Annotated in this window: 12 protein-coding genes and 2 pseudogenes; 6 read left to right on the forward strand and 8 right to left on the reverse strand. The window is 37.4% G+C overall.

What is annotated here, in order from left to right; genetic code table 11:
* Positions 1–141: redoxin domain-containing protein (locus FJR38_RS07675; RefSeq protein WP_168536259.1), on the reverse strand; the 141-nt coding region annotated here is incomplete at its 3' end.
* 127 nt (positions 142–268) lie between these two features.
* Between FJR38_RS07675 and FJR38_RS07680 the strand changes: the two genes are divergently transcribed.
* On the forward strand, positions 269–1399 hold the full coding sequence (locus FJR38_RS07680) for an acyltransferase family protein (protein ID WP_168536261.1): 1131 nt from the start codon (positions 269–271) through the stop codon (positions 1397–1399).
* Between the two features lie 68 nt (positions 1400–1467).
* On the opposite strand, the pseudogene FJR38_RS07685 reads toward FJR38_RS07680, so the two are convergent.
* Positions 1468–1635: pseudogene (locus FJR38_RS07685) on the reverse strand (Uma2 family endonuclease); the annotation flags it as partial.
* A 25-nt stretch (positions 1636–1660) separates the two neighbouring features.
* Entirely contained in the window at positions 1661–1795 is a 135-nt protein-coding gene (locus FJR38_RS07690; protein WP_168536263.1) for a hypothetical protein, read from the reverse strand.
* A gap of 232 nt (positions 1796–2027) precedes the next feature.
* On the opposite strand from FJR38_RS07690, the gene FJR38_RS07695 reads away from it, so the two are divergent.
* Positions 2028–4721, forward strand: coding sequence for a pentapeptide repeat-containing protein (locus FJR38_RS07695; RefSeq protein WP_168536265.1), 2694 nt, complete (start codon positions 2028–2030; stop codon positions 4719–4721).
* Between the two features lie 54 nt (positions 4722–4775).
* Here FJR38_RS07695 and ureB read toward each other — a convergent pair.
* The 3 genes and pseudogenes from ureB to FJR38_RS07710 form a co-directional block, all read right to left on the reverse strand.
* Positions 4776–4973, reverse strand: a pseudogene (gene ureB, locus FJR38_RS07700) (urease subunit beta); the annotation flags it as partial.
* 299 nt (positions 4974–5272) lie between these two features.
* Positions 5273–6310: a GTPase ObgE gene (gene obgE, locus FJR38_RS07705; RefSeq protein WP_168493137.1), complete on the reverse strand. Its 1038-nt coding sequence runs from the start codon at positions 6308–6310 to the stop codon at positions 5273–5275.
* A gap of 218 nt (positions 6311–6528) precedes the next feature.
* Complete coding sequence (locus FJR38_RS07710) at positions 6529–7203, reverse strand: Mo-dependent nitrogenase C-terminal domain-containing protein (RefSeq protein WP_168536267.1); 675 nt, start codon at positions 7201–7203, stop codon at positions 6529–6531.
* 237 nt (positions 7204–7440) lie between these two features.
* Here FJR38_RS07710 and FJR38_RS07715 point away from each other — a divergent pair, with 237 nt between their 5' ends.
* On the forward strand, positions 7441–8541 hold the full coding sequence (locus FJR38_RS07715) for a glutamate--cysteine ligase (RefSeq protein WP_168536269.1): 1101 nt from the start codon (positions 7441–7443) through the stop codon (positions 8539–8541).
* A 61-nt stretch (positions 8542–8602) separates the two neighbouring features.
* Here FJR38_RS07715 and FJR38_RS07720 read toward each other — a convergent pair whose 3' ends face one another.
* Both FJR38_RS07720 and FJR38_RS07725 read right to left on the reverse strand, forming a co-directional pair.
* On the reverse strand, positions 8603–10429 hold the full coding sequence (locus tag FJR38_RS07720) for a penicillin-binding protein 2 (protein ID WP_168493143.1): 1827 nt from the start codon (positions 10427–10429) through the stop codon (positions 8603–8605).
* A gap of 297 nt (positions 10430–10726) precedes the next feature.
* Complete coding sequence (locus tag FJR38_RS07725) at positions 10727–11368, reverse strand: hypothetical protein (RefSeq protein ID WP_168536271.1); 642 nt, start codon at positions 11366–11368, stop codon at positions 10727–10729.
* A gap of 348 nt (positions 11369–11716) precedes the next feature.
* Between FJR38_RS07725 and FJR38_RS07730 the strand changes: the two genes are divergently transcribed.
* The 3 genes from FJR38_RS07730 (at position 11717) to FJR38_RS07740 (ending at position 13206) form a co-directional block, all read left to right on the forward strand.
* A complete protein-coding gene (locus FJR38_RS07730; RefSeq protein WP_254445225.1) occupies positions 11717–11968 on the forward strand; it encodes a hypothetical protein in 252 nt (83 codons plus the stop codon).
* Positions 11969–12201: 233 nt separating this feature from the next.
* Positions 12202–12870 (forward strand): glutathione S-transferase family protein, encoded by a 669-nt coding sequence (locus tag FJR38_RS07735; RefSeq protein ID WP_168536273.1) that lies wholly within the window; start codon positions 12202–12204, stop codon positions 12868–12870.
* 21 nt (positions 12871–12891) lie between these two features.
* The gene (locus tag FJR38_RS07740; protein WP_168493146.1) at positions 12892–13206 is read left to right on the forward strand and encodes a hypothetical protein; all 315 of its coding nucleotides are present in this window, start codon (positions 12892–12894) and stop codon (positions 13204–13206) included.
* Positions 13207–13225: the final 19 nt, after the last annotated feature.

Raw genomic sequence — 13225 nt, forward strand, 5'->3', positions numbered from 1 at the left:
GTACCATCCCGGTGTATCGTCCTTGGGATAAAAATAGAGGACAACAGATTTTTGACCACGAAATTCCGCCAGGCTGATATTTGCACCATTTTGGGCGGGTAGATTAAAATCAGGTGCGGTATCTCCAACTTTGATAGCCATATTAAAAAATTCCCAATTCAAACATTACTTAATAAAAGTTTACCTTGTAACTTAGGTTATCAATTTTTCTTGAGAAGGTGCATCAAGCGGGGTAAGGTAAATAGTCATCAAAAAAACTATTCCGTCTATGCGTCTGACTTCGCTTGATGTTTTTCGTGGTATTACTATTGCCGCCATGATTCTTGCTAACATGGCCGGAGTCGTAGATAATGTTTATCCTCCCCTCAGTCATGCTCAATGGCACGGTTGTACACCCACTGACTTAATATTTCCCTTCTTTTTATTCATTGTTGGTGTAGCAATGACTTATTCTCTGTCAAAGTATACCTCAGAGAATAAACCTACCACAACAGTTTACTTACTGCTGTTGCGCCGTGCTGCTATATTATTTGCTTTGGGTTTACTATTAAATGGTTTTTGGAATAAAGGAGTTTGGACTTTTGACTTTAGTAGTTTGCGAATCATGGGAGTATTGCAACGAATTAGTTTAACTTACCTGTTTACATCTTTGATAGTTTTAAAATTACCCCGTAAAAGTCAATGGTTAGTAGCAGGAGGATTACTAATTGGTTATTGGTTGACAATGATGTATATTCCAGTTCCTGATTATGGTGCAGGAGTGCTAACAAGGGAAGGTAATTTTGGCGCATTTATTGATAGATTAATTATTCCCAAAGCACATTTATATAAAGGTGATGGCTTTAATTTGCTGGGAGATCCTGAAGGACTTTTTAGCACCATTCCAGCGATAGTTAACGTTTTAGCTGGTTATTTTACCGGAGAATGGATTAAAGATAAAAAACAGGCTAATTCGCAAACAAGTATGGATTTAGTTTTATTGGGTTTGTGTTGCTTAGTAATTGCAATTATTTGGGATGTAGCATTTCCCATGAATAAGAAACTATGGACCAGTTCCTATGTTGTGTTTACTACTGGTTGGGCGTTAATGTTATTAGCAGCTTGTTATGAATTGATAGAAGTGAGGTTAATAAAACGCTGGAGTAAACCATTTGAGATTATGGGCTTAAATGCGATCGCTCTTTTTGTTGCATCTGTACTGTTAATTAAAATCACAGCAAGAACCCAAATAGGGACAGGTGAAACCGCCATTAGTATCTATAATTGGATTTACCAAAATATCTTTGCATCTTGGGCGGGAAATTTCAACGGCTCATTTTTGTTTGCACTTGTTACCTTATTCTTTTGGTACGGTGTTGCTGTCTTGATGTATCAGAAACGCTGGTTTCTTAAAGTGTAAATTTAGATAATTAAGGCGTAAAGATACTAATAAAAACTTTGCGCCTTAGCGTCTTGGCGTGAGATTTATTATTTAACTTCAAAATCTACCTTATCATAAATATCTGCAAGCAAAATTTGACAAGCAACAGAAGCTAAATTTAAAGAATCATCACTATCTGAATATTCCGAAAAAATCCATTTGTTATTATCAGCTTTATAATATTGTTCAACGTGCATTGTATATTGGTCAACTAAGTACCTGGACAGAATTAATTACATATTAGTTATTTATCAATCCTTTGCCAATCAAGGATTTTAGTCCAAATGTTTGTGTAATTAATTTTGTCTCATTACTTAATCTAACTTTATCGCCTACTGTGAGTTCATAAGTCTCCGCATAAGCGGAACGATTCATTTTATAACTTATACAATCACCTACTTACTACTTTCTAAGTTTGTCATATTTTTATTTCTCTTAACTCTTTTCTAAAATTTTGGAGATTGTTATAAAAATAAAAAGATTATCATTACTAGCAAGAATTGAAATTTATAAAAATACGTAACATATTGTCCCAATTAGAAAACAAGTATGCTATTTAATAAAATTAGCTAAGTTTAACTTTTTTTACCAAATACACTAAATAATTATGTCTAGTCGCTTTTCCATATTTAGAAGAACCACAAATGCTCAACATCTACAAAAAAGTACTACATCTGAAAACCAGACAGAAGAGATAAGAGATACAGAAACAACGGAGGAAACAAACACTAGGATATCACCCCAAGAACAAGCTGAAATCTTTGAGTTGGAAGGAGTTATCCGAAATTTAGAGACTAGCTTCCAAGAAATTGCTACTATTGAAGATCCAGTCAAACGGGAGTACAAAATACTTCAGGAAGCGAAAAGACTGGATATGCCACATGAAACCTATCGGCGAATGTGGGCAGGTTACTCTTTAGAATTGGAAAAAGAACCGGCAAAAGCAAAACATTCCTGGTTCAACCCCCTGACGTTTTTAGATCAGCGACTGGGAGATTTTGTTAAATGGTGTGAAAATGTTTCTCTGTATAGCTTGGCAACCGTTATTGGTCAATTTACACTGTTAGCAGCAATGGGAGCTTACTTTGTGGAAGCACCGCAGAGAGAGAAAGAGGCTCTTGATAATGCTAGACAAGAAATTAGAAATCAGAAGGAAGTTGAATATTCTGAATCAAGAATTGAGGCTATGGAATATCTGAATCAGTCCTGTGAAAGTCTATTAGGAGAACAAGCTTCCAAGGCCAACTTAGAAGGAATTGAACTAAATAAGTGTTATAAATTTGAATGGAATTGGCGGAGGATTGCCCAGTGGCCACCGCAGTTTTACAGGTATGAGGGATTTGATCTTTCCCGAATGGATTTATCTGGCGTGAATTTAAGCGGAGCAAACCTTGAGGGTGCAAACCTGGAAAAAGCTAATCTAGAGGGTGCAAACCTGGAAAGAGCAAATCTCAAGGGGGCAAATTTGAAGGGTGCGAACCTCAAAGGGGCAATTCTTCGAGCGGCTTATTTAGAAAAAGCCAATTTAGAGCAAGCGAATCTTGATAGTAGTCGCATGAGCCGGATTTATTTAAGAGATGCAAATTTGACGAAAGCATCAGTAATTAACTCCCGGTTGCTATGGGCTGATTTACAAGGGGCAAATCTCAATCAAACCAATTTCCAAGGTTCTAATCTCAGCCGTGCTAATATTCAAAGTGCTGATCTCTACAAAGCTAACTTTAGGGGAGCTTCCCTTCGCTATGTGGATATGCGTAAGGAAACAATTACAATTGGGACTGAATTCGAGCGTGCTAACCTGAAAAGAGGTAAGTTTTGGTCAGTAGATCAACTGAAACGATCTTATAACTGGGAACAAGCCGCTAAAGATAAAGATTGGGAAGCAAAAATTATTAAAGAAACTCCAGAAAAGTATAAAGTTGGGTTTCTTCTTCCTAACGATAACTTAACTTATAAATTATACCAACAAGGTTTAGAAAAACTGGCTAAGGAAAATAAGCAAGTTGAAATTATCCCCATTAAAACCGGAGAAAGTGTTCAGGAGGAGACTCACGGAATCAAACAGCTACTCACCCAAGATGTAGATATAATCATCATGAGACCATTAGATCCTGAGAAATCTGTACCAAGTATTCTCCAGGCTTATGTTGCTGGTGTGGTGGTGGTTAATATCGGTGATTGCTTACCCAAAGAATCCCAGAAAGTAGTATTTGCTTGTTATGAAAGCGATTCTTTAGCTATGGGTTACGACCTTGGCAGATACATGGGGAAAGGGGTATTAAATAGTAGAAATAAACAGATTAAAGAGTTAAATGTGGGTTTAGTAGATGGGGCAGATTCAACTCGTCTTTATCCTTATTTACAGGGATTTATCAAAGGTATAGAAGATTCTGGTGCAAAATGGACCGAAACGGGAACGACAGATGGCAGAACACCGGAAGATGTAGATAAGGTCAAAGCGATGCTCAAGCGTCACCCAAAGATTAATGTTTTGTGGGGTGGTTCAGAAATGACCACAGAAATTGCGCTCCAAGCTGTTAGGGAGTTGGGGTTGAGCAAAAAGGTAAGTGTGTATGGAATTGTTCCTTTAACTCGTAAGTTGGCAAATATGCTGCTCGATCCTAATCAACCTCTGCAATCAATTGTGGATGAAGCACCCAGCTATGCGGCTAATGAAGCTGCTAAACACGCAATTAATGTAATTGAAGGGAAAATTTCTAAGGAATATAAGCACGTAGTATTCCAACATCGGTTATTGACTGTGAGCGATCGCACAAAAGTTAATGCTTTAATTGGTGACGCGCTAGATTTGGAGAAAAACACTCTCAAAAAACCAATTCCCCTGCAAGCTGGAGCTAGTCTGATACCTACTGAAATTCCCTCTAGTTTAGATCCTTCCGTTGCTGATTCTCTCAGAGCTATTACTGATGAGAAAAAGATCCAGAAATTACAAGAAGATTTACAAAAAATCATTGTCAAGAATTGGCAAATATCTAACAACAAAGAAGCTGATGAAACATCTGTTAATTTTGATCGAGATTTGGTTTATCGGGTACTGATAGATTCTGAAGGAGCAGTTGTTTCCTATGAACCAATTGATAAATTAGCGATTGATTTACTGCAAACCACACCTTTACCTAAATTGTTATCTAAACCTGATGACGGTAAAGCAAAAGATGAAACTCTCATCTTACCTACTAAACTAGTAATCAATAATTCTGTGACTGAATTTAAGGTTGTATTTAGTCCTAGCGGTAAAGTTGAAGTCAAATGGGGAGAAAGTTTCTTAGCAGATGAATAAAAGTTAAAACAGATATAATTTCTGCTCTAATTATGCAATTGAAACTTATTTTTTTTACAGTTTTCCATTAATTTTGCCGTTGAATCCATAAATTTGACGGCTATCAACTACAGGAACTAGAGTAACTTCTTTTTCATCTCCCGGTTCAAATTTCACTGCTGTACCTGCGGGGATATCTAATCTCATTCCTCTGGCTTTTTCTCTATCAAATAATAAGGCATTATTAACTTCGTAAAAGTGAAAATGTGAACCAAAGTTATCGCTGGACTTGTAGTTAAAGCGATGATACTCATATCCTCTATTTTTTGGCAGATAAAGTTAAACTTAACCAAAAAAATTAGGTAGATAAAATTTTTCTGGCTGGGATTTTTCAAAAATATCAATAATCTGAGTCACATCTGCGGAATGTGGGATATAAATGCCTTCCTGCTGCTTGTGGAAAAGAATCTTCTGACAAAATCACTTCTTAATTATTGTTTTCAAAAAATTTAAAAAATGCTAAAAATGAGTCCGCAAACGCGGACTTTTACTCAACAAAATCAACCCATCAATTAAACCGCTACCTCCGCAGCTTCCAAAGCTTCCAACGCATTAACTTCATCCAAAATCCGCCAAATTTCTTGCATCATTGGATCTAATCCAGTGCGAGTTACCGCCGAAATTATGAAAACAGGTGCTAAAGCCAGATGATTTAATTGTTTAGCTAAAGCTTCTAAATCTACAGATTCCCTATCAACAGCATCTATTTTATTTAATGCTAAAATTTGTGGACGTTTTGCTAAACCCCTTCCATAGGCTTTTAATTCTTCTTGAATAGTATGGAAATCAGCAATGACATCTTCACTTGTCGCATCAATTAAGTGTAATAAAATCCTTGTGCGTTCAATGTGACGGAGGAAATCATAACCTAAACCTGCACCATGAGAAGCACCTTCAATTAAACCGGGAATATCGGCGAAAACTGTACCATCACCTGTGGGTTTTTTAACTACGCCCAAATTAGGAATTAACGTAGTAAACGGATAATCAGCGATTTTTGGACGTGCAGCAGATAAAGAAGAAATTAAAGTTGATTTACCTGCATTTGGTAAACCAATAATTCCTACTTCTGCTAACAATTTCAACTCTAAACGTAATACCTTCTTTTCTCCTTCTAACCCAGGAAGTGCATATTCTGGAACACGATTACGGTTACTTAAAAAATGTTGATTTCCTAGTCCACCTTTGCCACCTTCAGCGACTCGAAAAACTTGTCCAGGTTCAACTAAATCACAGAGTAAAGCACTCGTTTCTCCATCATAAACAGCAGTACCACAAGGAACTTCGACAATTAAATCTTTTCCACCTGCACCGGTGCAATTATTTGGTCCGCCACGTTCCCCATTTTGGGCTTTAAACAAATGCTTGTATCGAAAATCTAGCAAGGTTTGGAGGTTGCTATCAGCCACAAAAATGATTGAACCACCTTTTCCGCCATTTCCACCAGAAGGACCACCTGCTGGTACATATTTCTCTCTGCGGAAAGCGACAATACCATCGCCTCCGTTACCTGCTTCTACTTCAATTATTGATTGGTCTATAAATTGCATAATTAGTCAGTTGTCAGTAGTTAGTAGTTAGTAGTTAGTTGTCATTAGTCATTCTTTTTTTGAAAGATTACCAATATATTTTGCGCTAATGACTCTTCGTTAACGATTTTCCAAATATTAGCAGCCAATTTTTTGATTGCTAATATATTCGTGATTCCGGAAATCTTCTACTTCTTATTATGTCACCTAACTACTGACTACTGGCTACTGACGAATGACTATATATAAGGTGTAATATCCTCACCACAGTCGTCTGCTAGGTAGGAGAGGGCGCGGAAACGTAAACCTACCATTTGTTCATAGAGGGGGTTAATTTTACATAATGGCGGAATATGAACTATTTTCCGGCCAAATAGGGTGACATCTCTTTCAAAGGGACACTGGGAAGGAATCATCTTACACAAAAATTTGGCAACTCTGGGATCTTGAATATCTAACCCGTCTAACCAGTGACGCAAGGGATTTAAAGCGTCTGGATGTGGAGGTACAAGTTCAGCCGATGGAAAATCTTCAGTTTGTGCGGTATCTTCTAGAGTATGACGCAGGGCTGTGAGTAAATTCTCTTGCAGTTCTAATTTTTGACAGAATTGGTGTAAAACTTCATCTTCACTAGGAGAGTATATACCATCAGCGATCGCTACCATGACCGCTGTCCGCAAGAAATTTTCCGCTACAGGTGTACCTTTACCTAATATAGCCGCTAATTCATCGGGTTCGATGATCTCTAGAGAATCCCAGTCAATGGAAGGAGCTAATTCATCTTTGGTAAGATTAGTAATTACTTCCTGTTCTTGAGCATCAAAGTTACCATCAGCCCAAGCAATAGTCAAAAGTCCTCGTAACCAAGCCGAAATTTGTTCGCTACTGTAAGGGGTTTGAGCAGCACTTGTCATAAAAACTCACGCCTTGTAATTTTTCTTATTTAATATTAAGCTACCTTGAAAAGGACTGAACTTCTGTACATTGAACTGGCAAAAATATATGTTCTGTATAGCTAATAATTACAAATCAGGTATCTATAGTCTGTCCAATGTTTAAATAATTAACTCCTATTTCTCGTCCCATATTATTCACAATAGGATCAATTATGGATATAATTGATTATATTTCTCATTAACTGGGTATTGCGTATGTTTTCATTTGGTGTTGAACATGAAGTTGCTTTTCTCAATCATCAAGGAAAGTTTGCAGATTTTCATAATACAAAATTTGCAGATTTCAATCAAATCATTGATAAATTACCCGTATATCCTGATGATTACCCACAATTAAGAGTTGGTGATGCAGGGATTAAAAAAAAGCGTTGGTATATTGAAGGATTTGAAAGATTTAGTGACTCTGAAGAAGTAATTGATTGTGTAGCTAAAGGTATCGAAATTAGAACAACTATCCACTCTACTATTCAAGGAGCAATTGATGAATTAACAACAAGTTTTGGTTTACTAAGTGATGTTGCTGCTAGTTTTGGTTTTTCACCTGTTTTAGCCAGTTTTAATCCCTATACTTGTGTTTTTAAACCACAACCTCCATTAAATGATTTTGAAATTAAACAATTACAAGCTTATCCAGATGAACAAACTGCTCATATTTACATGGTTTCCTATGGACCAGATTTAAATATTTCTCTGGCAAACTTGTCTACGGAAAAGTTAATTGATATTGGTAAAAAGTTAACTTATTACAGTCCTTATATCATTCCTTTTAGTTATAGTTCTCCTTTTTACAATGGTGGTTTATGGGAAGGTTTATCAGTAAGGACTTTTATTAGAACAGGAAAAAGATCAGCGACATTAGTTTTTGTAAAAACAGCAGCAGAACTAATCCAAAGTGTCCCCTCATTAACAAAAATTGCCCGTATTCCCTCTGAGGTAGGGCGAATAGAATTTAAAGCTTGTGATAGTTGTGATAATTTCGCTATTTATGCAGGCTTATTAGCTTTATTAAAAGGTTTAATCTTAGATGAAACTTTATCAGGTAGAGCTATTATACCTGATGCTAGTTTACACCAAATTTCGGCAAAATCTGGTTTTGAAAATACAGATATTTTTGCTAATACCACCAAAATATTACAAGCTGCTGAAATTGCCCTATTAGATGATCCTGATATTCAATTTTTAACACCACTGAAAGGAATTTTATTAGAGCAAAAAACTAAATCTCATGACTTAATTAAGTTATTCCAAAATTTAGGCTCAATCGAAGCCACTCTCCAGCAAACCTATAATGGATAATTGGTAATTGGTGATTGGTAATTGGTGATTGGTGATTGGTGATTGGTCATTGAGAGAATTGTCAATTGTCAATTGTCAATTTACTAGGTGGAATTTGCTCAATCGGAATTAGTGCTTCAATTACATTTTTGACAATTGGTGCAGCTACAGTAGAACCATAGGCATTTTCTCCCTTTGGTTCATCCACAACTGCAAACACGACATAACGGGGAGATTCCACTGGCAAAATAGCCACAAAGCTGGTAATTCTTGCACCTTTAATATATCCACCATTAGGACTAGCTTTTTGGGCTGTTCCCGTTTTTCCACCAATCCGATATCCTGAAATTCTTGAGGCTTTACCACTACCTTGACTAACTACTGTTTCCATCATTTCCACTACTTTTTGAGTAGTTGTGGCTGAGAAAATTTGCCGTGGTTCTGGGAGGGGAATTGAATAGTGTATTCGTTCTTTAGCATCAATCAATCCTCGGACTACATGGGGTGTAACTAATTTGCCCCCATTAGCTAATGCTGCGTGTATTTGTACCAGTTGTAATGGAGTGAGAGAAAAGCCTTGTCCAAAAGATGTAGTAGCTGGTTCAATGTTTGAAGTGATAAATTTTTCTTGACTTTTGAGTTGACCACTTACTTCAAAAGGTAAATCCGTGTCAACTTTTTGTCCTAGTCCTAAACGTTCTAACCAGTTGTAGTATATGGAAGGTTTTAATCGTTGCATGATTCTGACCATACCAATATTACTAGAAGTTTGTAAAATCTCCGCAATAGTCAGTCTTCTATAACCAGTTCTTTCCGCATTTTTGATGGTATGTTTACCGATTTGGATAGAACCAGGATCTTCAAATGAATCATCTGGCTTGATTGCGCCATTTTCGAGAGCGATCGCCACATTCACAGGTTTAAAAGTTGATCCCGGTTCATAAAGATCAGCTACAGTCCAATTTTTAAACAGGGAAATATCGGCTTGGGAATATCTATTGGGGTTGTAAGTAGGTTGAGAAACCAACGCCAGTAAAGAACCATCAACTGCATCCATGACAATCACTGCACCACGTTTAGCACTGAATTTAGTCATCTGTTCTTTCAAAGCTGCGCGAGCTAATCTTTGCAGGCGATTATCAATAGTTAATTGCAGTTTCAAATCATCAGAATTTAGAAATCCTTCTGGAGCATGATCGGGCATTAATGCCCCATTACCAGCCCTACTCATCCGCACCGTTTGTCCAGAACGTTCCAGAAGCTTCTCTTGACTGTATTCCACACCGGCTTGGCCACGACGATCAAGATTAACATAGCCCACCACGTCCGCCACCAAATCATCTTGGGGATAAAATCGAGAGTATTTTTGAATAAACTCGAATCCATTTAAACGCAGTGATATTAACTTATCAGCAATAGCTTCTGATACATTAGAAGCTAATAAAATTCCACTACGTTTACTTTGAAATATGTTAATTAAATCGGCTTTTTCTTTACCGATAATCGGACCAATTTTCTCAGCAATTTCCTCCTGGGATTGATCAAATAATTTGGGGTGAGTATATAAGTTATAAACAGGACGGTCAATGGCTAACATATTATTACCCCGATCCACCACCGGACGACGGGGCATATAAGGACGTACATTGACCATTTGCTGGTTTCGCGCCCGTTCAGCCAGCTTTTTTCCCTGAAGAATTTGGAGATTATATAAGTTGAATGCCAACCCTAGCAAAGAAACCATTAAAACACCCCATACTAACAACAGTCGGGATTTAATGTTGGGTGGGTTTTCTGGTATTTTCGGATCAATATTTCCCGGTTGAGGTTGTTTAGAGAATTTTCGTTCTCTTTTAAATTCTAAATTACGTAAGTTTCTGAATTTTGTTTTACTTAATGGCTTCGGCATTGGAGAAACATAGGTGAAATGTGATAAGTAAGAATTTTATCAATGACCGGAAATTGTAGATTTTAGATTTTAGATTAATTAAAAAATTTGGTATATGTTCCTCGTCCTCTACTGACGGAAAAATACTCGCTGCGCTGCGTACGCTTCGCTAACGTAAATCCCAAATCCAAAATTTTCAAGCTCTACACTTGTTTGGTGGAGTCAATCCAAAATCGTTCAACTGAGCGAAGTCGAAGTCCAAAATCGTAAATCCAAAATCGAGTGACCAATAACTGATGAACAATCACCTATTAGATTTTAATATCCAAGTGGAGAAGGCGATTCTGGTTTTGGTTCTGGTTGAGAAGTTGAAAATGACGATTTAGGACTACTTTGAGATGTTGGCGGTAAAAAAATTGCCCCTTCAGAAGTTGGTGATACTAGCCCCATACTAGGATTTTCTGCTTCTTGTGCCATCTTGCTAGTCAGTGTTGCATTGGTAGTGTTTAACTGCCGTTCATGACGTTGTAAGCTTTTTACTTTTCCATAAGATTCGCTCCAAAGCTCCTGGGCATATACAGTCCAACCATAAACTATTAACGTTGATATTACTAATAAAAATGCTAAAACTGACGAGTAGCGATTTACTGTATACAGACGTAGTAACCATGTGGGTATAGTTCCTGTATTGCCCATCTTGTATACACTAGTAGTTGGTTTTTTCCCTGGTTCTGGGGTTGAAGTGCGGATTGCTGTGTTACTTCTCCGAGAACCCAAAAAATTTATCCAAGCGTTCCGGGGACTGGACGATTTGACTGCTATCGGTTCACTACCAAGCCGGGATGACTTCTGTGTTTTTGTATCCAGATTCCGAGAACGTCGCCTATTGAATGACAGTGGAGATTTGCGCCAAAACCAAGTATTTTTTGCGAAAACTGCTGATTTACGTTCAAAAACCATAATTTTTCTGATATTAAATACTGTATTTTCGTTCAAGAAGCAATAGAGAAGGGATTATTGTCCATGATTGGATAACTAGCAACTTGGGTTAAAGTTACTTTCTTGCCTCCAATCTTATACTACTTCTCACAGTATATTTGATAGTAGATGACTGAAGGTGTTTAAAAACGCCCGTGTCTCTTGTCTCTCAGCACGCTTTGTGACTGAACTTTGCAATTGCTGAATATTTATGTAACCGTCAAAAAAGGTTGAATCGCCATTATTTGTATTACATATAGATTACAAAAATGTTTCAAAGAGGGATAGTTGAAAATCTGTAATCAGAAAGCCGTGAAAAAAAATCAATAAATGAGGTATGTTATTCAACAGGTGAAAGATTTTATTGCCACAATTGGTGAAAGAGGAGTTATGAAGACAAAGATTTTTGGTTTGGCTTTAATGTTGAGTTTGGGTACTTTGCTTGGAGCTTGTGATGGTGGCACTCAGCCTCCTGCTGATACTACTAGTTCTCCAGCAGCTACAACAGGTGGAGAACCAGCAGATACAGGTGCTACACCAGCAACGACAGCATCTCCCGCAGCCACTCCCAAAACACCCTAGTATGGGTTAGTACATCAATCTAGATAAGTAGTTGATATCTTTGAATACAAAACTCTGTTGACAAAGTTGGCGATTTTGTAGATAAAAACTCAAGATACAACTGCCTTATAATGTCAAGTTGGGTTAAAAGCAGGGAAATTCATCAGGTTAGACTACTGGGCTAGATTCAGTTCTTGCCCAGTTGGAGTTTTTTAATTGATTTTGTCAGTAACCAAAATAATATTGATATATATATGTTGTTACTGCAATTTAGTACATCTCACTATTGTCGTAAAGCCCGATTAGCATTGGGTTATAAAGGAATTTGTTATCAGACTGAAAATCTAACTCCAGGGCTGCATATCTTCAAGGTAAAGTCACTAACTGGGTTAACTACACTACCAGTATTATTGCCACAAGTTGTCGGACAACCCCAAGCTATCGCTGACTCTACAGAAATCATCAAATTTCTAGAAAGTTATCAGCCTGAACCTGCTTTATTTTTACCTGATTCAGAACTGCAAATCCAAGCGGCAATGTTAGAAGATTGGTTAGATGAAAGTATCGGGACGGCTACCAGGTTTGTATATTATCAATTCCGGGCTGGTGCAGGGAAAGCAATTGACCCATCACTGTTTAGCCAAATGGTAATTCAGGTAGTCAGACAACAATATGGTATTAATGATACTACCGTTGAATTAGCTCAGAAAAGACTAGCCAATGCTTTATCAGTATTATCTATATATTGGCAAAAAAGTGATTATTTAGTGGGTGGGCGCTTGAGTGTAGCTGATATTGCAGCCGCGGCTTTGTTGAGTCCTCTGGCACTGATTCCTGATTATCGCCAGAAATATCCACAGGTTTTTGCCCGAATTATGAATATTCACCAACTATGTGGAGAACCATTACCACCAGGACTTTAGAAATTAGAAATAAAAAAATTGATGAAACGCATACTGCTGATTGTTTTAAGCGTTACTACTAGCATTTTAGTGGGGTTAACTGGTCATCATGGTCAAGCAGTGATAGCATTACCGCCACCAGAGGATATACCAGAGGAAATATTGCGGACACAGATTATACTAGAAGCGCGATCGCCTATTAATGGCAATCAGATCACAGCCGCAGAATATAGCCACCTACAAGCAAAATTACAAACAAGCCCTCCATCAAAACTAAATACTAACCTCCGTGAGCAAATATTCTTGTTACAACTACGCAAAGGCTTATTACAACTTTTCCCGTTTTTAAACATTTAGTCAGGCGATCGCCAATCAC

This window comes from Anabaena sp. UHCC 0253, assembly GCF_009712085.1.
Lineage (GTDB): Bacteria > Cyanobacteriota > Cyanobacteriia > Cyanobacteriales > Nostocaceae > Dolichospermum.